Here is a 21,039-nt window from a genome sequence, read left to right as displayed (position 1 = left end):
CCGGTCACACAAGGCGCGGGTTCGGCTTTTCGCCGTCGATGTCATATTTGCTCAGCGCGGCTTTCAGGTCCTTCTCGGACACGGCACCCTCGCGGAAAAGATCCACCATGGCAGCGGCGGCGATGTGATTTGCGTCCACCTCGAAGAAGCGCCGCAGGTTCACGCGGCTGTCCGACCGCCCGAAACCGTCCGTACCCAGAACCGTGAACCGGTTCGACACGCAGGCGCGGATCTGCTCGGCGTAGTTCTTCATATAGTCGGTGGCTGCAATGATCGGCCCCTTGGCCCCTTCCAGAACCTCGGCGGCATAGGCCCGCTTGGGTTCAGACAGCGGGTTCAGACGGTTCCAGCGGCTGACGTCCTGACAATCGCGTGCCAGTTCGTTGAGGCTGGTGGCCGACCAGATGTCCGAGGTCACGCCGAAGTCTTCCTTCAGCATCTCGGCCGCTTTCAGCGCCTGAATGAGGATCGTGCCAGAGCCCAGAAGATTGACATGCTTCTTGCCCGGACGCGCGGTTTTCTTCATCCGGTAAAGGCCCTTGATGATGCCCTCTTCGACACCCATCGGCATTTCGGGATGCTGGTAGTTCTCGTTCATCAGCGTCAGGTAGAAATAAACGTCCTCCTGATCCTGATACATCCGCTTCAACCCGTGCTGGACAATGACGGCAACCTCGTAGCTGAAGGTCGGGTCATAGCTGATGCAGTTGGGGATCGTGCCTGCAAGAATATGGCTGTGGCCATCCTCGTGCTGCAAACCCTCGCCGTTCAGCGTGGTCCGCCCGGCCGTGCCGCCCAGCATGAAGCCACGTGCACGGCTGTCGCCCGCCGCCCATGCCAGATCCCCGATCCGCTGGAACCCGAACATCGAGTAGTAGATGTAGAACGGGATCATCGGAACGCCGTGGTTGGAATAAGCGGTAGCCGCCGCGATCCAGTCCGCCATGGCACCGGCCTCGTTGATGCCTTCCTGAAGCACCTGGCCGTCCTTGGATTCCTTGTAATACATCATCTGGTCGGCATCTTGCGGGGTGTAGTTCTGCCCCAGCGGGTTGTAGATGCCCACGGACCGGAACAGGCCCTCCATGCCGAAGGTGCGCGACTCGTCAGGCACGATAGGCACGACCTGCTTGCCGATTTTCTTGTCCCGCAGCAGCGTGGTCAGGATCCGCACAAACGCCATCGTGGTCGAGATTTCGCGGTCGCCCGTGCTTTCCAACTGCGCCTTGAACTTGTCGAGCGGCGGGATTTCCAGGCTTGGCACATCGCGCCAGTGACGCTTGGGAAATTCACCGCCAAGCTCTTTTCGGCGTTCTGCCAGATAGGCTTTTTGCGCGTTGTTCAGGCTGACAAACGGCGCCTTGGGCAGGTCTTCGTCCGATACCGGGATCTTGAAGCGGTCGCGGAAGGCACGAAGCTGATCCTCGGCCATTTTCTTTTGCTGGTGGGTGGTGTTCTGGCCTTCGCCGGCCGTGCCCATCCCGTAGCCCTTGATCGTCTTGACCAGCAGGCAGGTCGGCTGGCCCTTGGTCTCGGTCGCGCGTTTGAAGGCGGTATAGACCTTCTGCGGCTCGTGCCCGCCGCGGCGGAGTGACCAGATCTGCTCGTCGGTCCAATCTTCGACCAGCGCAGCAGTTTCAGGGTATTTGCCGAAGAAATGCTTGCGGATATAGGCGCCGTCCTTGGACTTGAAGGTCTGGTAGTCGCCGTCAACGGTTTCATCCATCAGCTGACGCAGACGGCCGGTCGTGTCTTTCTCCAGCAGCTCGTCCCAGCCTTTGCCCCAAAGCAGCTTGATCACGTTCCAGCCGGACCCGCGGAAGTTGCCTTCAAGCTCCTGCACGATCTTGCCGTTGCCGCGCACAGGACCGTCAAGCCGCTGCAGGTTGCAGTTCACGACGAAGATCAGGTTGTCCAACCCTTCGCGGGCGGCAAGGCTGATCGCACCAAGCGATTCCGGCTCGTCCATCTCGCCATCGCCAAGGAAGCACCAGACCTTGCGGTCGGCCATATCGATATGACCACGGTTGTGCATGTATTTCATGAACCGCGCCTGGTAGATCGCCATCAGCGGGCCAAGCCCCATGCTGACGGTCGGGAACTGCCAGTAATCGGGCATCAGCCACGGGTGCGGGTAAGAGGCAAGGCCCTTGCCATTCACTTCAGAGCGGAAGTTTTCCAGCTGCTCTTCGGTGATGCGGCCTTCCATGAAGCTGCGTGCGTAGATGCCGGGGATCACGTGGCCCTGAAAGAACACCAGGTCGCCGCCGTGGATCGCAGATTTGGCGCGCCAGAAGTGGTTAAGGCCCACATCATACATGACCGCCGAGGACGCGAAGCTGGCGATATGCCCGCCATATTCACTGCTTTCCTTGTTGCGGCGCACAACTGTCGCCATGGCGTTCCAGCGGTTGATCGTGCGGATGCGCCACTCCATCTCCTGATCGCCGGGGATCCCCAGTTCGTCGTCCACGCCGATCGTGTTCTGGTAAGGCGTGGTTGACGAAAATGGCAGCATCGCGCCGGCGGCACGCGCCTGGCTTACGGCCTTGTCCAAAAGATAATGCGCACGGTCTGCACCGTCGCGCTGAATTACATCCTCTATCGCATCCTGCCATTCCTGGCTTTCAATCGGATCGATGTCTTGCTGATGGTCGGTCATGCATCCTCTTCCCTAGGTCCCGGTGTCAACGTCACCGGCGTTTTCGTTTAACTTTAAATCAATTCCCCGCGCGGCGCGTTCTTCCGTCGGGTCAAGGTTGTGGAGCGAGTAGCACAGGGGTCGCAACTGATGTAGGCGGCTGAGCGCATAACCTCTTTGCGCCAGACGCATGGCTTAATGTTTAACATTAAACATTTCGCGTTCGGCGCCGTCGTTGCGTTAGAAGAAATCATTCCGCCTCCCATGCACTACCCTGAAAGGTGACATAGAACGCAGCTTCGTCAACCTAAGAAATGCAGATTGGCAATTTGCAACCCGCACCAAAGGCTTAGAAGGTCCATTGGGCGGCGCGCTGCCCTGCCCGGCAGATCAGTCCGAAAGCGCCGGGCTTCCGACGCTTTGTTCGATCGCGTCGCCGGAGAGCTCTTCGAAATCGAAGTTGTCCAGCCGACGCGCGCGACGACCCGCCTTGTCCGCGCTAATTTTTATTTCGGAAATATCTTTCGATGCCTGGCTGAAATGACGGTCCAAATTCTCGACGCGCGTGCCCAGACGTTCAACATCAGAGAAGAGCAGCCCCAACTCCCTGCGGATCGCGCCGGCCTGTTCCCGCATTCGGGCGTCCTTGAGAATCGCACGCATAGTGTTCAGCGTTGCCATGCAGGTCGTGGGGGACACGATCCAGACGCGCGCATCGAACCCCGCGCGCACCAGTTCCGGGAAATTCGCGTGCAGTTCGGCATAGACAGCTTCTGAGGGCAGGAACATCAGTGCCCCGTCAGCGGTCTCGCCCTCGATGATATAGCGTTCCGAGATGTCGCGGATGTGCTTGCGCACCGAAAGGCGGAGGGATTGGGCAGCACGGGCCAGTTGGTCCTTCGTCTCGGCCCGCCGAAGCGCTTCGTAAGCCTCCAGCGGGAACTTGCTGTCGACGCAGATCGGTCCCGGCGGGTTGGGCAGATGGATCAGGCAATCCACCCGACGGCCGTTGGACAGGGTCGATTGCAGGCTATAGCTGTCGGACGGCAACGCCTTGCTGACGATGTCATTCAGCTGGATTTCACCAAAGGCGCCGCGGGTCTGCTTGTTCGACAGGATGTCCTGCAAAGACAGCACATCCCCCGACAGTTTGGTGATGTTTTCCTGCGCCTTGTCGATCACCGAAAGCCGCTGTTGCAGATCACCCAGGCTCTGCGCGGTACGCCGGGCAGAGCCGTGCAGGTTTTCGTTCATCCGCTCCTGCACGTGGGTCAGCCGCTGTTCCATGAGTTGCAACATCTTGGTTTGCTGCGTCGCCTGCGCTTCGGACACATGGTGCAACCCGCCAGCCAGCCGTTCCTGCCCGTCGCCCAGCGCCTGCACACGGCCACCAAGCTGGGTAAGCTGCATGGCCAAAGGTTGCGCCATACGCGCCGACCGGCCTGCCGCCCGCATGGTCACAACAAGCATGAACAGGATAAGCAGCAGCACCACCGCGCCAACCAAGACGGCCAGAACAACGGGATCATTCAGGCTATAGCTTTGCCCGTTCAGCGTGATCATGTGCGCCCGAACAGCCGCTCTATATCGGCCAGTTTCAATTCGACATAGGTCGGGCGGCCATGGTTGCACTGGCCGGAATGCGGGGTCGCCTCCATTTCGCGCAGCAGTGCGTTCATCTCTTCGCCGCGCATCCGGCGGCCGGACCGGATAGATCCGTGGCATGCCACGCGGGACAGGATTGCTTCGATCTTTTCCTGCACCAACGCGCTGGAGCCCTGATCGAACAGCTCGTCAAGGATGTCGAGGATCAGGGCCTTTGCATTGACCTCGCCAAGGATTGCGGGTGTCTCGCGCACCGCCACCGCCCCGCCGCCAAACGGCTCCAGCGTCAGGCCCATGCGGCTCAGGTCGTCTGCCACGGCCAGCAGCCGTGCGGCGTCATCCGGGGACAGATCCACCACCTCGGGGATCAGCAGCGCCTGGGCGGCCACGCCGTTTTCGGCCATCTGGCGTTTCAGCTTTTCATAAACCAGCCGTTCATGCGCCGCGTGCTGATCGACGATGACCATGCCATCGGCCGTCTGTGCGATGATGTAGTTTTCGTGGACCTGCCCGCGCGCCGCGCCAAGAGGCAAGGCCTCCACCGGTTGGGCGGGGTGGTCCGGCTCTGCGTCCGGTTCGACAATCGCTTCCACCCGTGCCGACCAGCTGTCGCGGAGCTCGGCAAATCCGGGCGCCTGTGCCTGGTAGGCCGCCGCGCGCGCGCCCGGGCTGGGCCGGTCCATCTGGTAGACGCGGGGTTGGGTTTGTTCGGGCCGCATCGCGCCCAGCGTCGCCCCCGCCACCGTAGTGGAGGCGCGATGCCCGGCCTCGGCAAGCGCGTGGCGCAGGGCGGATACGATCAATCCACGCACCAGACCGGGATCGCGAAACCGTACCTCTGACTTTGCGGGATGCACATTGACGTCCACCTTATGCGGGTCGCAATCGATGAACAGTGCGGCGGCCGGATGACGGTCGCGACTGAGGAAATCCTGATAGGCGCCGCGAAGTGCCCCGATCAACAGCTTGTCGCGGACGGGGCGGCCGTTGACGAAGAGATACTGGGCGACGGAAGACCCGCGCGAGTAAGTCGGCAGTGCGGCATAGCCTGTCAGGCGAAAGCCCTCCCGCTCTGCATCCACGGCAAGGGCGTTTTCGATGAACTCGCGCCCCATGACCTGCCCCAGTCGACCGCGCAGGGCGTCGAACAGATCACCACTTTGCGGATCGGCGCGAAAGGTCACGCGGTCGCCGCCGCCGGTCACATCGCGCAAGGTGAAGCCGACGGACGGCTCTGCCATGGCCAGCCGCTTGATCACGTCGCCGATGGCCTGCGCCTCTGCCCGGTCGGACCGCATGAATTTAAGCCGTGCGGGCGTTGCGTAGAACAGGTCTTGCAACGCGACGACCGTACCGCGATTAAGCGCTGCCGGTTTTACCCCGGCGACGGTTCCACCCGAAACAGCGATCTCGGCCGCTTCTGCGCCCTCGGCCCTGCTCGTGATGGTCAGGCGCCCGACAGCACCAAGCGAAGGCAAAGCCTCGCCCCGAAACCCGAAGGAATGAATATCCAGAAGGTCCGAGCCGTCGATCTTGGACGTGGCATGACGCGACAGCGCCAGCGGCAATTCGTCGGCAGTCATCCCGCACCCGTCATCCGCCACACGGATCAGGGTCTTTCCGCCGTCTGCATGCGCGATGTCGATGCGCCGCGCCCCTGCATCAATGGCGTTTTCGACCAGTTCCTTGACGGCAGAGGCGGGCCGCTCCACGACTTCACCCGCTGCGATACGGTTGATCGCGGCCTCATCAAGCTGTCGTATAACAGGGCGGATATTGGGGCTGTGCGTATTCATGCCACTAGGTTTAGCATGCGTGCGGCGATTCTGAAACGCCAGATCAGCGCCTTCCGGCCAAACGGCGGATAAAGAAAAACCCGGGCGCGAACGCCCGGGCAGTTGATCTCTGGTACTGATCGGGAGGAGTGATCAGCCCTTAGAGAATTCGGGATAGGCTTCCATGCCCAGCTCGGCCATGTCGAGACCGTTGATCTCGTCTTCCTCGCTGACACGGATACCCACGGTTGCCTTGAAGATCAGCCAGAACGCGGCCGAAACAACGAAGACGAAGATACCGATGGCGATGACGCCCAGAGCCTGTACGCCAAACGACGTGCCCTCGGTGTAGAACGGAACAGCCATTGTGCCCCAGATACCTGCAAGCAGGTGTACAGGGATGGCGCCGACCACGTCATCGATTTTCATCTTGTCGAGCATCGGAACCGCGAACACCACGATGATACCACCGATGGCACCGATCCAGAGCGCACCGAAGAGCGTGGGATCAAGCGGGCCTGCGGTGATCGAAACCAGACCGGCAAGCGCGCCGTTCAGGGTCATCGTCAGGTCGGGCTTCTTGTACAGCACCTGCGTCAGGATCAGCGCGGCAACAGCACCGGCGGCAGCCGCCATGTTGGTGTTGGCGAAGATCCGGCTGATGTCGGTCACGTCACCAACGGTGCCAGCTGCAAGCTGCGAGCCGCCGTTGAAGCCGAACCAACCCAGCCACAGGATGAACGTGCCCAGCGTGGCGAGCGCAAGGTTGGAACCCGGCATCGGCACGGTGCGGCCGTCTTTGTACTTGCCGATACGCGGTCCAAGGATCAGCGCACCTGCAAGGGCTGCAAAGCCACCGGCTGCGTGCACGAGTGTGGAGCCAGCAAAGTCAGAGAAGCCTGCTTCGGACAGCCAGCCGCCGCCCCACTGCCAGGATGCTTCGATCGGGTAGATGAAGCCCGTGAGGACAACAACGAAACCAAGGAAGGGCCACAGCTTGATGCGTTCGGCCAAAGTGCCCGAAACGATCGACGCAGTGGTGGCGCAGAACATCAGCTGGAAGAAGAAGTCAGAAGCGACCGACGCATAGTCAAGCGCCGCTGCCGATGCGTCGAGGCCAACAGGCTCCAGCGCGGTGGGCGAAATCAGGATGCCGACATAGCCCGCGATGGTCCAGCTGTCGCCGGGGTACATCAGGTTGAAGCCGACCAGCCAGTACATGATCGCCGCAATCGAAAAGAGCGCGATGTTCTTGGTCAGCTGCATCGTGACGTTCTTGGACCGCACAAGGCCCGCTTCGAGCATGGCAAACCCTGCTGCCATCCAGAACACCAGGAAACCGCCAATAAGGAACAGCAGCGTGGTAAAGATATATGGGTTGATATCGGGTGCCGCTTCGGCCACCGCCTCCTGGGCGAGGCCAAGGCTGGGCAGCGCGATCAGCGCGGCAGCCGGGGCAAGTGATTTCAGAAGCTTCATTTATTCGTTTCCCTCTGTCTCGGGCGGCCCTTAAAGGGCGTCCTCGTTCATTTCGCCGGTACGCACCCGCACGGCCTGTTCCACATCCAGCACGAAGATCTTGCCATCGCCGATCTTGCCGGTTTGCGCGGTCTTGGTGATGGTCTCGACCACCTGGTCGACCATCGCCGCAGCCACGACGATTTCCAGCTTGATCTTGGGCACGAAGTTCACGGCATATTCTGCACCGCGATAGATTTCCGTGTGACCCGACTGAGAGCCGAAGCCCTTGATTTCAGTGACCATCATGCCGCGTACGCCGATGGACGTCAGAGCTTCGCGGACCTCCTCCAGCTTGAACGGCTTGATCGTTGCAATGATGAGTTTCACCAGTATCCCTTTCGGTTGTCGGGGTCGCTCCCCGTCTTTGCATTCGCAGAAAGCCGAGTGGCGGCCGGTTTTTGAAGTGACCCGCAGGGGAATTGATGATTGTTTTAGCTGCATTCGCTCAAAATTTAAGCGCACAGCATGATCTGCCCAATTTTTGATCGAAACGCGAACGCCAACCACGTCAGGTTTGTGGTCAACATTGCCGATCGTTGAGGGTAAAGTGCCCGCAAACAAAATATCAGGCAGATCGAGTGATGAGTGATTCAGGCAAGGGACGCGGGCGCCTCGTAGCGGACCGCCGATACCCCAAATCGCGGGCGACCGCGAAGGCGGCCAAGAAACCAGTGCGCGCCAAGGCCAAACCAAAGAAGACCGCCAGAAAACGCGCGCCCGCGCGCAAACGCAACCCGATTGCAGCGTTCATCATAGGGATATTCGCCTGGAGCTGGCGGCTGATCTGGCGGCTCACCTCGCGCGTTGCGTTGGTCGTGGTGTTGATTCTGGCGCTGTCTGTTGGATATTTCTACACCAAGCTGCCTGATATCACCGCCCTGCTGGACGGGCGCGCCAGAGGCTCTGTCACGCTGCTGGACCGCAACGGCGAGGTGTTCGCCTGGCGCGGCGATCAATTTGGCGGCGTTGTGACCGCCAGCAGTGTTTCGCCGCATCTCAAGAATGCCGTCGTCGCGACCGAGGACAAACGGTTCTACTGGCACCCCGGCATTGATCCCATCGGGATTGCCAGCGCCATCCGCATCAACCTTCGCGAGGGGCGCGGCCCCCTGTCCGGTCACGGCGGGTCTACCCTGTCGCAACAGACGGCAAAGCTTTTGTGTCTGGGCGTTGAATATGACCCCACCCAATGGAAGGACGAGGCCGAATACGTTCAGGACTGTCGCCGCGGCTCGCTGTCCAGAAAGCTGAAAGAGGCGCTTTATGCGCTGGCGATGGAGGTCAAGTTCACCAAGGACGAGATCCTTTCGATCTATCTCAACCGGGCCTATCTGGGCGGGGGCGCTTACGGTGCAGAAGCTGCGGCGCAGCGCTATTTCGGCAAACCGGCTTCGGCGCTGAACCCGGCCGAAGCCGCGATGATCGCGGGTCTGCTGACCGCGCCGACAACATTGTCGCCCACCAACAACCTTGAACGTTCGCAGAATCGCGCCAATGTCGTCATCGGGTTGATGGAAGCCCAAGACTATCTGACGGATGCCGAGGCGTCCAATGCACGGGCCAATCCGGCACGCCTGTCAGAGGCGGCAGAGGCAAAGGCCGGCGGGTATTTCGCCGATTGGGTCATGGATTCCGGGCCTGAATTCTTCACCCGCAAGACATCAGAGGATGTGATCATCGGCACCACGCTCGACCAGCGGCTGCAGGAAGCGGCAGAGCAGGCCATGATCAGCGTGTTCGAGAACAAGGTGCGCGCAGGATCGAAAGCGCAGGCCGCGATCGTCGTGATGTCCTCGGACGGGGCGGTGCGCGCCATGGTCGGCGGCCGCAAGACCCGCGTGACCGGTGCGTTCAACCGCGCGACACAAGCCCGGCGGCAGGTCGGTTCTGCGTTCAAACCCTTCGTCTTCGCGACCGCTCTGGAACTGGGCTATAGCCCCTATGACACCGTGGTTGACGAACCGTTGACCCTTAACGTTCCGGGGTCCGGCTCCTGGTCGCCCCAGAACTACACCAAGACTTTCAAGGGCCGCGTCACGCTGATCGAGGCGCTTGAAGATTCGCTCAACATCCCCGCCGTGAAGATTTCTGAAAGCGTAGGGCGCGATCTGGTGATCCGCGTGGCAGAGGATTTCGGCTTTGGCAACGATATCTCCGACACGCCCGCCATGGCGCTTGGCACCTCCGAATCGACCCTGCTGGAAATGACGGGCGCCTATGCCGGCATCCTCAATGGCGGATCCTCCGTGACGCCATATGGGCTGGTGGAGCTACATCTGCGCGGCGACGACGACCCGTTGATGGATATCACCGGCGGGATCGGCGAGCGGGTCATCCGCAAGGAAGCGGCAGGCCAGTTGATCTTCATGATGGAGAAGGTCGTGAGCGAAGGCACCGGACGCCGCGCCCGACTGGAAGGCCGCCAAGCCGCAGGCAAGACCGGCACGACGCAGGCCGCGCGCGATGCGTGGTTCGTGGGGTTCACCGCCGATTACGTCGCCGGGGTCTGGATGGGGTATGACGACAATACGCCGCTGACCGGGGTGACCGGCGGCGGTCTTCCGGCAGAGATCTGGCGCGAAACGATGGAGCGTGTGCACGCGGGCCTGCCCGCCCGGCCTCTGCCCATGGTCGTGCCCGAACCGCCCCGCCGCGCCCCGGCGCCTGCCCCGCAACCCGCCCCCCAGCCGCAACCGCAAAGGCGAAAGCAGACCGTGCTGCAACAGCTTTTGAACGACTTGCTGGGCGGGAACTAAGCCGAAGTCACGAAGCGGTTTGGGTGCTTGTCAATCAGATGGCGGGGGGGGGCGTCCCCCGCCATTCATGCGGGAACGGCGCAACTGCTGGCGCAAAGCTGCCCTGTCGGACAAGCGCCCGCAGGCCCTGCCCCGTCGCGGATCAACCGGCCCGGCGCAGGTCCGCGATCAGCGCGTCAATATCCCCACGGCGCCGGTCGAGCATCGCCCCGATCTCTGTCCGCTCGGTCAACAGCATGTTCACCCCTTCGATCTTGGTGTTGAAGAACAGATCCCTTCCGGACCGGTCCGACACCATGAAATCGATGATGAACGGCGACTCTCCGCGCAGATAGGCGGTCGATCGCACGACGTGATATGTCTTTTCGACGAAGACCCGTTCGACCACGATCTTGCCGCCGATGAATTCGCGGAACCGCTTGCCGTATTTCCGCGAAATATAGCCTTTGAACGCAGCCGTGAAGGCGTTGATCTGCGCGGCACTGGCGCGCCGGGCATCCACCCCCAAAGCGTAGCGCGCGATTGTCGGCACGTCTGCATAGCGCGCAAAGATGCGTTCGAATTCGCGGATCATCGCGGCTTCGGACTTGCCGGAAGCGATGACACGGTTGATGTCGGCCACAAGGCTGTCGACCAGCTTCTTTGCCCCCGCATTCGTCAGCGAGAAGGCAGGGATGGGCAGCAAGGCCGCCCCTGCGCCGATCCCCGCAAGCAGATTGCGGCGCGTCATTCGTTCACTCTGAGACATCAGCACTCCCGTAGAGTTCTTCATAGGGGTCTACATTGTCACCGGGCACGTCCTGTCCCAGCTCGAAACGGCGGTTCTGAAGATAGATCAGCCGCGTCTGCGCGTAGCTGTCGGCACTGTCATGCAGGACGGAATCCACCGTGTCGCCGTATTGGCGGCGTTTTGCGGCGCGGGAAACCAGCTTTGCAGCTGTGCCGGAGTATTTTTCGGGCGGGTCAAGGACATAGCCCAAAGGGTTCGTGAAGAGGTCCACCACTGATCCTGCCGTGTCCCGCTCTGTCGAGGGGCCGAGAATTGGCAGGACGTGATAAGCCCCTTCCGGCGCGCCCCAGACATGCAGAGTTTCTCCGAAATCTGTCTTTGACCCTGTCACACCCAGATCTGCTGCGACATCTGCCAGCCCTGCGAAACCAAGCGTGGAGTTGACCGCAAAACGCAGCGTGTTGACGGTGGCCCCGCCAAGATCACCCTGCAGAACCTGATTGACGACGTAACCGGGGGTCGCGAAGTTATCCGAGAAGTTGGAGATGTTCTCCGTCACACCCTCGCGAAACCTGTTGGGCCGCGGTGCGGCCCGCTCGCCGCCACCACCGAAGACGCGCCGATCAACCGTCTGGTTGAACGCATGCACGCGACGGTTCGATGCTTCATACGGGTCGTGGATGCCATCGGGCGCGTCCCCCGGCCCCGGGGTCGAACAGCCCGCAGTTACAATGACGGCTAGGAAAGGAGTGATCTTAGAAAGCTTCACCTGAATACCCGAGTCTGGAATACATGACCTGTAATGGCGGTCTTATCTATGTAGGCTACCAGCATTGCCCAGACGATTCTATTTCAGCATAGGTATTTGTGGCAGAATGGCGACATTGATTGTACCTTAATGACCTGTGCTTTATTCGACATCTAACTTGCACATAGACTGGCGGAAACTCGCTGATGACATCAAATCGAAAAGACGCAGGGCGCGACGAGCTCAGGGCCGCGCGCCGCGAGAGCCGCATTTACTATTGGTTCGTTGCCATTTTCAGCTTCTTCGTGAACCTGTTGATGCTGACCGGACCGATATACATGCTACAGACCTATGACAGGGTGCTTGGCAGCCGGTCGGTGGCCACCTTGATCGCGCTGTCGGTGCTGGTGGCGTTCCTTTACGGAATGATGGGCATTCTCGACTATACCCGCGGGCGGATCATGGGCCGTGTTGCGGCGCGCTTTCAGTCGCGGCTGGACCTGCGTGTCTTCGACGCGGTGGTGCGCCGCTCCGCCGTCATGCCAGACCAGCTTGCCGCGACCGGGCTGCGCGACCTTGAATCCGTGCAGCGGTTGATGGCGTCGCCCGTCCTGATGGCCGTATTCGACATCCCGTGGACGCCTTTCTTTCTGCTAGGCATCATGATCTTCCACCCATGGCTGGGCTACCTGGCGATTGGTGGTGGGCTGGTCCTGATCCTGGTGACAGTGGTCAACCAGATCACGACCCGCAATCCCACGCTGAAATCCAACATTGCGGTGCAACAGGCCGAAACCATCTCTGACCAGATCCGCAACGAGTCGGAAATGGTGCAGTCCATGGGCATGCGCGGCGCCGCTTTCCGGCGCTGGCAGGTGGCACGCGACGCTTCTCTGAAAGGGCAGATCAAGTCCGCCGACCTGCTGGGCACGTTCAGCTCCATGACCAAGACATTCCGCCTGTTCCTGCAGTCGGCCATGCTGGGTCTGGGCGCATATCTGGTGCTGAAGGGCGAGCTGACGCCGGGCGCGATGATCGCGGGTTCCATCCTGATGGGCCGGGCATTGGCGCCAATCGAAATGGCGATCGGGCAGTGGCAGCTTGTCCAGCGCGCCCGTAAGGGCTGGGACAACCTTGCGCAGCTGTTGACTGAAATCCCGGCCGAGGGGGAACGGACTCAACTGCCCAAACCCCGTGCGAAGCTGGACGTGCAGCAGATCACTGTTGTGCCACCGGGCGAGCAACAGGCATCGCTGCGCATGGTCAGTTTCAACGTCAATCCGGGTCAGGCTGTCGGCGTTATCGGCCCTTCGGGTGCGGGCAAATCCACGCTTGCCCGAGCACTCACCGGCGTGTGGCGGCCAGCGGGCGGCAAGATCCGGCTGGATGGCGCCTCGCTGGACCAGTACGGCGCGGATGTTTTGGGCCAACATATCGGCTATCTGCCGCAGCGCGTGACGCTTTTCGACGGGACAATTGCCGAGAATATCGCCCGGCTTTCGATGCAGCCTGACAGCGAAAAGGTCGTCGACGCCGCAAAAAAGGCCGCCGCGCATGAGATGATCCTGAAACTGCCTGACGGGTATGACACCCGCGTATCAGCCAATGGCGGACGCCTGTCCGGCGGTCAGATCCAGCGTATCGGCCTGGCACGCGCCATGTATGGCGATCCGGTGATCCTTGTCCTTGATGAACCGAATTCCAACCTCGACAATGAGGGATCGGAAGCGCTGAACTCTGCCATTCGGCAGATGAAGGAACAGGGCAAGGCCGTGCTGATCATGGCCCACCGCCCCGCCGCCATCAAGGAATGCGACATGCTGCTGATGCTTGAAGGCGGCAGCCGTGCAGCCTTTGGGCCCAAGGATGAGGTGTTGAAGGCGATGGTTCAGAACCACCAGCAGATCCAGAAGGCCGGCACCGCCGGTGGAGTGCGCTGATATGGAAAATTCATCGAAGGAATTCCCGGTCAGGGGCCCGATGTTGCTTGGCCTTTTTGCCCTGGCATTGCTGGTCGGCGGCTTCGGCTACTGGGCGGCCACAACAGAAATCTCGGGCGCCATCATCGCCCCCGGTCAGATCGAGGTGGACCAGAACCGGCAGGTCGTGCAGCACCCGGATGGCGGCGTCGTGCAGGAAATCCTGGTCGACGAGGGCGACACGGTGGAGGCGGGCGATGTCCTGATCCGGCTGGATCCGACGCTGCGCCGCTCGGAACTGTCGATTATCGAAGGCCAGCTTTTTGAACTCATGGCGCGTCGGGCCCGTCTGGATGCCGAACGGGACGAATCGAACGAGTTGCACTACCCGGAAGAACTGCTGACGCGTGCTGCCGAAGATCCGGAAATCAATGACCTGGTACAGGGCCAGCAAAGGCTGTTCGAGGCGCGGCTCGATTCCGTCGAACGCGAGGTCGAACAACTGGCCAAACGCCGAGATCAGATCGTCGACCAGATCATCGGCATCGACGCCCAGCAGGAAGCCCTGACAGAACAGCTGGCCCTGATTGATCAGGAACTCGACGACCAGCAATCGCTGCTTGATCGCGGTCTTGCCCAGGCCAGCCGCGTCCTGTCGCTTCAGCGCGAGCGGGCACGGCTGTCCGGCACCGTGGGGGAATTGACCGCGCAAAAGGCGCAGGCCGCAGGGCGGATGACGGAAATCGACATCGAGATCCTGAAGCTCAGCACTCAGCGGCGCGAGGAAGCGATTACCACGTTGCGTGACCTCGGTTACCGGGAACGCGAGCTTGCGGAACAAAGGCGGGCCCTGATCGAGCAGTTGGACAGAATGGAGATTCGCGCCCCCGTTTCAGGCGTCGTCTACGGGTTGCAGGTCTTTACCCCGCGCTCGGTGATCCGGGCTGCCGATCCGGTACTGTATCTGGTACCGCAGGATCGACCGCTGGTGATCGCCGCGCAGGTGGAGACAATCCATATCGACAAGCTGTTTGTCGATCAGACCGTCTCGTTGCGCTTCTCCGCACTGGACCAGCGCGAGACGCCGGAGTTGTTTGGCAACGTCACACAGATCTCTGCCGACGCCTTCACCGACGAGAATTCGCGCGCCAGCTACTACCGTGCGGAAATCACGCTAAGCGAGGGTGAGATCGACCGCCTGCCCGAGGGAACCATCCTGATCCCCGGCATGCCGGTTGAAGCATTCATCCGAACCGATGACCGAACCCCCTTGGCCTATCTGATCAAGCCTTTCTCGGACTACTTCGCCAAGGCCTTCCGCGAAAGCTGACCGCAGCCTGCCGTAACCTGGCGGAGCGCCCCTTTTAGGGGCGCACAGGTCATCTTTGCGTTGGCACGCAGCCAATGGGGCCGACGCCCCATACGATTGCTTTTGCAATCGTGGCGCTGCCAGTCAGCTCCGGGCCCGGTAGTGTCGCGCATCAAACGCTTTGAGCTGGCGCGAATCCGGGCTTTCCAATTCTGCGGATCGGGCATAGCGTGCGCAAAACCATTCCATTGAAGGAACCGGCAATGTCCAACCCGATCGAAGACCGCCTCACAGCGATGGGCCTCGCGCTTCCGGATGCGGCAGCACCCGCAGCGAATTACGTACCTTTCGTTATGCAGGGCAACACGCTTTATGTCGCTGGCCAGATTTCCAGCGGCCCTGACGGGTTGATCAAGGGAAAATTGGGTGAAGACATGTCGGTAGAGGACGGTGCCCGCGCCGCCCGGACCTGCGGGCTGTCACTGCTGGCGCAGGTCAAGGCCGCGTGCGACGGGGATCTGTCGCGGCTGAAGCGCGTGGTCAAACTGACCGGGTTTGTCAATTCCACCGGTGATTTCGTCGACCAGCCCAAGGTCATCAACGGGTGTTCCGATTTCCTTGTGGAGCTTTTAGGCGATGCCGGGCGCCATTCCCGCTCTGCGGTGTCGGCAGCGTCCCTGCCCCTTGGCGTTGCGGTCGAAATCGAAGGCATTTTCGAGATTTCCTGATGCGTCCGCTTCCTCCTGCCTTTCTTGACCGCCCGATCACCCATCGGGGCTTGCACGCTCTCGGCGACGGGCGACCCGAGAACTCTGTCGCGGGGTTCCGCGCGGCAATTGCGCGCGGCTATGGGATCGAACTGGATTTGCAGCTTTCCGCTGACGGGATTGCGATGGTGTTCCACGATTACGCGCTGGAGCGTCTGACCGACGCGCAAGGCGCAGTGGCCACGCGCACCGCGGAGGAGTTGCAGGCCATCCCTTTGAAAAACGGCGAAAGCGCCTGCATTCCAACGCTGTCAGAGGTGCTGACCGTGGTGGGTGGTCAGGTCCCTCTTCTGATCGAGCTGAAGGATCAGGACGGCGCCCTGGGCCTTGGCATCGGTGCGCTGGAAAAAGCTGTCGCGCATGATCTTCACGGCTATCAGGGCGCGGCGGCGTTGATGTCGTTCAATCCGCATTCCGTCATTGCGCTGGCACATCTTGCACCAGACCGCCCGCGCGGCCTGACAACCTGCGCATTCAGTGCAGAGGATTGGCCGCTGGTTCCCGCTTCGCGCCGGACAGAACTGCGCCTGATCGCGGAATATGACAGCGCGGATTGCTGCTTTGTCAGTCACGACCACCGCGACCTGGCCGCCCCCCGCATCGCCGCACTGGCCGAGGATGGGGCGGCGATCCTGTGCTGGACCATCCGTTCAGCAGAACAGGAAGCCGCCGCGCGCCGCCATGCCCATAACGTCACCTTTGAGGGGTATTTGGCTTGAAAGCCATCTGATCGGCCCCATCTGTGCGATCGAAACGGGGGTCAAATGACCGGGCAGACCATAGAAATCAACGTTGTCCAATCGCTGTCCCAGATCGGCGAGGAAGCATGGGATGCCTGCGCTTGCCCTGAAAGCAGCGATGGGCGTCCCCGTGACCCGTTCACCACCTACCGCTTTCTCAAGGCGCTGGAGGACAGCGGCTCTGTCGGCCCCGGCACCGGGTGGGAGCCGCGTTACCTGTCGGCCAATCTGAATGGGCAGATCATCGCCACAGCGCCGTTATACGTAAAGTCTCACAGCCAGGGCGAATATATCTTTGATCACAACTGGGCCCATGCTTTTGAACGGGCGGGCGGGCGTTACTACCCCAAGCTGCAGATCGCTGTCCCATTCACCCCCGCCACCGGTCGGCGTCTGTTGGCCCGCCCCGGCTTTGACGTATCCGGTATGTCGGCACTGGTGCAAGGCGCGGTTCAACTGGCGGTCGACAATGATTTGTCCTCGCTCCACATAACCTTCTGCACGCAAGAAGAGGCCGAAGCAGGTGAGCAGATGGGGCTGTTGCGTCGGACATCGCAGCAGTTCCACTGGATCAATCAGGATTACGCCAATTTCGATGCCTTTCTCGAAAGCCTGAGCAGCCGCAAACGCAAAGCCATTCGCAAGGAACGCAGACAGGCTCAAGGCTTCGGAGGCGAGATCCGCATGCTGACCGGCGACGATATCGAGCCGGAGCACTGGGATGCATTCTGGACCTTCTATCAGGATACAGGCGCGCGGAAATGGGGCAGCCCCTACCTGACCCGAGAGTTTTTTGAGATCGCCCATGCAACCATGCGCGACGATATTGCGTTGGTTATGGCCAGTCGCGGCGGTCAAGATGTTGCGGGGGCACTGAATTTCATCGGCAGGGACACGCTGTATGGCCGATACTGGGGTTGCACCGAACATCATCCCTGCCTGCATTTCGAGCTGTGCTACTATCAGGCCATCGACCTCGCGATCCGCCTGGGGTTGGACAGGGTCGAGGCCGGCGCGCAGGGCGAACACAAACTGGCGCGTGGCTACCTGCCGGTAGAGACGCATTCGCTGCATTGGGTCGGGGATCGCGGCTTTGCCGAAGCCATCGCGAGGTATCTCGACGAAGAGCGGGCCGCCGTGAACGAGGATATCGAGGTGCTGACAAGCTATGGCCCCTTCAAGAGAGACAGGATCGAGGAACAGCAATGACCGAAAAACTAAGCGATACCGGGCGCAAGACCATGCTGCCGCCGTTGCTGGCCGCAGGCTGGACCCTCGACGACGCGCGTGACGCCATTTCCAAGACCTACAAGTTTGACAGCTTCGTCAGCGCTTTTGGTTGGATGACCCAAGTGGCGATCTGGGCGGAAAAGTGGAACCACCATCCAGAATGGAACAACGTCTACAATTCTGTCACCGTGACGCTGACAACCCATGACGTGGAAGGGCTGTCTTCGCTGGATGCAAAGCTCGCCCGCAAGATGGACCAATTGGCCGGATAAGACATGGACACGATCAACACCTTTCTCAGCACCGAAATCTATGACGGCAAGTCCCTGTCGGATCTTCTGACGCTGGAGTTTCTGGCGAGTGTCGTGGGCAATGTCCTTGCGGCTATCCTGATCCTGCTGATCGGGTTGATGGTCGGCGGATGGGTCAAGCGCCGCATCGTGAACGTTGCCGAGCGGCACGAAAGCCTCGACAATACGCTGTTTCATTTTCTCGGAAACATCGCGAGATATATCGTTCTGGCCTTCGCCGCGCTGTTCGTTCTGAACACGTTCGGGGTTCAGACGACGTCCATCGTGGCAGCGATCGGTGCAGCAGGGTTGGCCATCGGGCTTGCGCTGCAAGGGACACTGTCCAACGTCGCGGCGGGCGTGATGATCATCATCTTCCGTCCGATCAAACTTGGCGATTTTGTGGAGGTCGCGAGCGTCATGGGCACGGTCAAGGATATCACCCTGAACACAACCGAACTGGCCGGCATGTCCAACACCCAGATCATCATCCCCAATTCCGAAGTCTGGGGCAACATCATCACCAACTACTCGGTCTACGACACCCGGCGCGCGGAATGGGTCTTTGGCGTGGATTATGGCGCCAACCTGAAAGCGGCGGAGCAGGTCATCCGCAACACAATCATGTCCGATCCACGCTCATTGGGCGACCCTGAGCCTTTCATTCAGGTCAACAACTTGGGTGATTTCTCGGTCGACTTTCTGGTCCGCGTCTGGGTCAAGTCTGCCGATTACTTTCAATATCAAGCGGATATGAAGCGCCGCGTGAAAGAAGCGCTGGACGAGGCCGGGATCTCCATCCCCTTCCCAACCCAAACGCTGATTCAGGCGGCTGAATGATAAAATCCGTTTTCGAGTATCGACTCAGATTTCCCGGGCACCAGCCTGTTTTAGTCTAGCCCTTCGCCTGCGACCGAGACCAAACGCAAGACGAGCGGGCATTGGAAGCAGAATACGATCAACGGCAATGCTGCGCGCGGCACCGGCATCCTGAACAATGAACTCTATATCGGTCGTCGGGTCTGGACTCGTCTGCGCTATTCGAAGGATCCGATTACCGGGCGGCGGGTCTCGCGTCTCAACCCGCCGGAAAAACTCACGGTGCGGGAGATGGCGCCTGCAGTCAGTGAATGATCGTATGCGGTGTCTGGAACCCACCTTCGTGAGTTTGCTGTGATTTGAGACTCAAGGCCTGTTGGATAGCAGGAAGTGAGTTTCTCGATGGAGACTACGAGAGAGTTTCTCAAAGGTCTGGGTGTCGAAGTCTCAGATAGCGGGCATCGACGGTGGCCAGATGATCTGAAGGCACGGATTGTGGCCGAGACGCTTGTGCCGGGCGCGACGGTGAACGATGTGGCGCGCAAGTATGATCTGCGGCCCAACCACTTGTCGTCATGGCGGCGGATGGCCAAGGATGGTGATCTTGTTCTGCCAGCACCGGACGCCGAGGCGGATTTTGCCCCGCTGGTGGTGTTCGATGTTGATGCTCCGCCCGTGGAAGAGCCTGAAACGGCGCCCCCAGTGATCGAGATCGTGGCCGGGGCTGTTTCTGTCCGGCTGGACAATGCCACGCCCGCGGACCGAATTGCGGACATCGTGCGCGCGCTCGGAGTCGGCGCATGATTTTTCCGTCGAACCGGGTGCGCATACTGGTGGCGACGCAGCCTGTGGACTTCCGTAAAGGGCACGACGGCCTGACCGCGTTGGTCCAGTCGGTTCTGCGTAAGGATCCGTTCACGGGGACAGTGTTTGTGTTCCGGGCAAAGCGGCTTGATCGGTTGAAGCTGCTCTATTGGGACGGCAGCGGCCTGGTCATGGCGTACAAGCGTCTTGAGGACACGACATTTACCTGGCCCGCGATCAAGAATGGGATGATGGCACTGAACCATGCCCAATTAGAGGCGCTTTTTGCCGGGCTTGATTGGCGTAAAGTGAAAGCGCTGGAGACTCGGCCACCCTCTGCGGCGGAGTGAATCAGGGTGTCGAATGCAGCAGTCATAGCCTTGATTGCGGGCTATAAATCCGGGCATGACCGACACCACCAAAGACCTCGATTTATCTGTTCTGCCGCCGGAATACCGCGCCGTGTTCGAAGCGCAGGCCGCCCGCGTGGCGCTGCTGGAGGAGATCAACAAGCGTCAGGAACATCTCCCTTTCGTGGTTTGAAAACAAACCACTGCCGGGCAACGGATCGCCGAGATGCAAAATGCGCTCTACGGCAAGAAGTCCGAGAAGCTGGCCGACGACGACCGGCAGTTGGCCTTCGAAGATCTTGAGGTTGCCATTGCCGAGGTCGAAGAGCGGAAATCGGAGCAGGACCCCGATGACGGCAGGTCCAGGCGCAAAAAGATCGCCAAGCGCAATCGCAGCAACTTGCCCGAGGGATTGCCGCGCATCGAACAGGTGATCGAGCCCGATAGTCTGGACTGCCCATGCGGCTGTGGTGTGATGCACCGGATCGGTGAAGACCGCAACGAGCGACTCGACATTGTCCCGGCGCAGTGCCGCGTCATCGTCACCGTGCGCCCGAAATACGCCTGCCGCATTTGCACCGACGGGATCACTCAGGCACCGACACCGCCCTGGTTGATCGAGGGCGGGCTGCCCACCGAAGGGGCAATCGCGCATGTTCTTGTGTCCAAATACGCGGACCACCTTCCATTGTACCGACAGTCGCAAATCCTGGCCCGGTCCGGCCTCGACATCCACCGGTCAACGCTGGCGGATTGGACGGGTGTGGCAAGCTTCCATCTTGGGCCTGTCGTGGACAGACTGGCTGAGCACCTGAGATCGTCCACGAAGCTGTTCATGGACGAAACCACGGTCCCGGTGCTGGACCCCGGACGCGGGCGCACAAAAACCGGCTATCTCTGGGCCTTGGCGCGCGACGACAGGAGTTGGGGCGGCGATGACCCGCCCGGCGTGGTCTATTTCTACGCCCCCGGGCGCCATGGCGCACATGCCGAAACGTTCCTGGCCGGCTTCAACGGCATCCTGCAGATCGACGG

The 21,039-nt window shown here is 60.9% G+C and carries 18 protein-coding genes and 2 pseudogenes; 13 read left to right on the top strand and 7 right to left on the bottom strand.

Features of this window, described 5'->3' with window-relative positions; all coding sequences use genetic code 11:
* Positions 1–4 precede the first annotated feature (4 nt).
* From aceE to EDD52_RS08225, 5 genes are all read right to left on the bottom strand, one after another.
* The gene (aceE, locus tag EDD52_RS08245; protein ID WP_132243764.1) at positions 5–2,662 is read right to left on the bottom strand and encodes a pyruvate dehydrogenase (acetyl-transferring), homodimeric type; all 2,658 of its coding nucleotides are present in this window, start codon (positions 2,660–2,662) and stop codon (positions 5–7) included.
* Positions 2,663–3,031: 369 nt separating this feature from the next.
* A complete protein-coding gene (locus EDD52_RS08240) occupies positions 3,032–4,204 on the bottom strand; it encodes a DNA recombination protein RmuC (RefSeq protein WP_132243762.1) in 1,173 nt (390 codons plus the stop codon).
* Entirely contained in the window at positions 4,201–6,042 is a 1,842-nt protein-coding gene (gene mutL, locus EDD52_RS08235; protein ID WP_132243760.1) for a DNA mismatch repair endonuclease MutL, read from the bottom strand. The genes EDD52_RS08240 and mutL overlap by 4 nt, the downstream gene beginning before the upstream one ends.
* A gap of 132 nt (positions 6,043–6,174) precedes the next feature.
* Positions 6,175–7,500 (bottom strand): ammonium transporter, encoded by a 1,326-nt coding sequence (locus EDD52_RS08230; protein ID WP_132243758.1) that lies wholly within the window; start codon positions 7,498–7,500, stop codon positions 6,175–6,177.
* A gap of 30 nt (positions 7,501–7,530) precedes the next feature.
* The gene (locus EDD52_RS08225) at positions 7,531–7,869 is read right to left on the bottom strand and encodes a P-II family nitrogen regulator (RefSeq protein WP_132243756.1); all 339 of its coding nucleotides are present in this window, start codon (positions 7,867–7,869) and stop codon (positions 7,531–7,533) included.
* Positions 7,870–8,123: 254 nt separating this feature from the next.
* Between EDD52_RS08225 and EDD52_RS08220 the strand changes: the two genes are divergently transcribed.
* Positions 8,124–10,298, top strand: a complete 2,175-nt coding sequence (locus tag EDD52_RS08220) for a transglycosylase domain-containing protein (protein ID WP_132243754.1) — start codon at positions 8,124–8,126, stop codon at positions 10,296–10,298.
* A 142-nt stretch (positions 10,299–10,440) separates the two neighbouring features.
* Here EDD52_RS08220 and EDD52_RS08215 read toward each other — a convergent pair whose 3' ends face one another.
* Complete coding sequence (locus EDD52_RS08215) at positions 10,441–11,028, bottom strand: MlaC/ttg2D family ABC transporter substrate-binding protein (RefSeq protein ID WP_132243752.1); 588 nt, start codon at positions 11,026–11,028, stop codon at positions 10,441–10,443.
* Between the two features lie 4 nt (positions 11,029–11,032).
* The gene (locus EDD52_RS08210; RefSeq protein ID WP_132243750.1) at positions 11,033–11,797 is read right to left on the bottom strand and encodes an MlaA family lipoprotein; all 765 of its coding nucleotides are present in this window, start codon (positions 11,795–11,797) and stop codon (positions 11,033–11,035) included.
* A gap of 185 nt (positions 11,798–11,982) precedes the next feature.
* Between EDD52_RS08210 and EDD52_RS08205 the strand changes: the two genes are divergently transcribed.
* The 12 genes and pseudogenes from EDD52_RS08205 to tnpC form a co-directional block, all read left to right on the top strand.
* A complete protein-coding gene (locus EDD52_RS08205; RefSeq protein WP_132243748.1) occupies positions 11,983–13,716 on the top strand; it encodes a type I secretion system permease/ATPase in 1,734 nt (577 codons plus the stop codon).
* A gap of 1 nt (position 13,717) precedes the next feature.
* Positions 13,718–15,025, top strand: coding sequence for an HlyD family type I secretion periplasmic adaptor subunit (locus EDD52_RS08200; protein WP_132243746.1), 1,308 nt, complete (start codon positions 13,718–13,720; stop codon positions 15,023–15,025).
* Between the two features lie 242 nt (positions 15,026–15,267).
* Positions 15,268–15,732, top strand: a complete 465-nt coding sequence (locus EDD52_RS08195) for a RidA family protein (protein ID WP_132243744.1) — start codon at positions 15,268–15,270, stop codon at positions 15,730–15,732.
* A complete protein-coding gene (locus tag EDD52_RS08190) occupies positions 15,732–16,490 on the top strand; it encodes a glycerophosphodiester phosphodiesterase family protein (RefSeq protein WP_207905987.1) in 759 nt (252 codons plus the stop codon). Before EDD52_RS08195 ends, EDD52_RS08190 begins: the two co-directional genes overlap by 1 nt.
* A gap of 45 nt (positions 16,491–16,535) precedes the next feature.
* Positions 16,536–17,720: a GNAT family N-acetyltransferase gene (locus EDD52_RS08185; protein WP_132243742.1), complete on the top strand. Its 1,185-nt coding sequence runs from the start codon at positions 16,536–16,538 to the stop codon at positions 17,718–17,720.
* The gene (locus EDD52_RS08180) at positions 17,717–18,013 is read left to right on the top strand and encodes a 4a-hydroxytetrahydrobiopterin dehydratase (protein WP_132243740.1); all 297 of its coding nucleotides are present in this window, start codon (positions 17,717–17,719) and stop codon (positions 18,011–18,013) included. The genes EDD52_RS08185 and EDD52_RS08180 overlap by 4 nt, the downstream gene beginning before the upstream one ends.
* A 3-nt stretch (positions 18,014–18,016) precedes the next feature.
* Positions 18,017–18,871 carry a mechanosensitive ion channel family protein gene (locus EDD52_RS08175; RefSeq protein ID WP_132243738.1) on the top strand — a complete coding sequence of 285 codons (855 nt, stop codon included), beginning with the start codon at positions 18,017–18,019 and terminating at the stop codon, positions 18,869–18,871.
* Between the two features lie 93 nt (positions 18,872–18,964).
* A pseudogene (locus EDD52_RS23835) lies at positions 18,965–19,165 on the top strand (recombinase family protein); the annotation flags it as partial.
* An 87-nt stretch (positions 19,166–19,252) separates the two neighbouring features.
* Entirely contained in the window at positions 19,253–19,654 is a 402-nt protein-coding gene (gene tnpA, locus EDD52_RS08165) for an IS66-like element accessory protein TnpA (RefSeq protein WP_132243736.1), read from the top strand.
* Positions 19,651–20,004 carry an IS66 family insertion sequence element accessory protein TnpB gene (tnpB, locus tag EDD52_RS08160; RefSeq protein WP_132243734.1) on the top strand — a complete coding sequence of 118 codons (354 nt, stop codon included), beginning with the start codon at positions 19,651–19,653 and terminating at the stop codon, positions 20,002–20,004. The genes tnpA and tnpB overlap by 4 nt, the downstream gene beginning before the upstream one ends.
* A 55-nt stretch (positions 20,005–20,059) precedes the next feature.
* A complete protein-coding gene (locus tag EDD52_RS23640; protein ID WP_165907485.1) occupies positions 20,060–20,197 on the top strand; it encodes a hypothetical protein in 138 nt (45 codons plus the stop codon).
* Positions 20,198–20,245: 48 nt separating this feature from the next.
* Positions 20,246–21,039 (top strand): annotated as a pseudogene (tnpC, locus tag EDD52_RS08155) (IS66 family transposase); the annotation flags it as partial.

The sequence above is a fragment of the Primorskyibacter sedentarius genome (assembly GCF_004342065.1).
In the GTDB taxonomy this organism is placed as follows: Bacteria; Pseudomonadota; Alphaproteobacteria; order Rhodobacterales; family Rhodobacteraceae; genus Primorskyibacter; species Primorskyibacter sedentarius.
The sequence above is the reverse complement of the archived record's forward strand: the minus strand, read 5'-3'. Positions and strand labels throughout refer to the sequence as shown.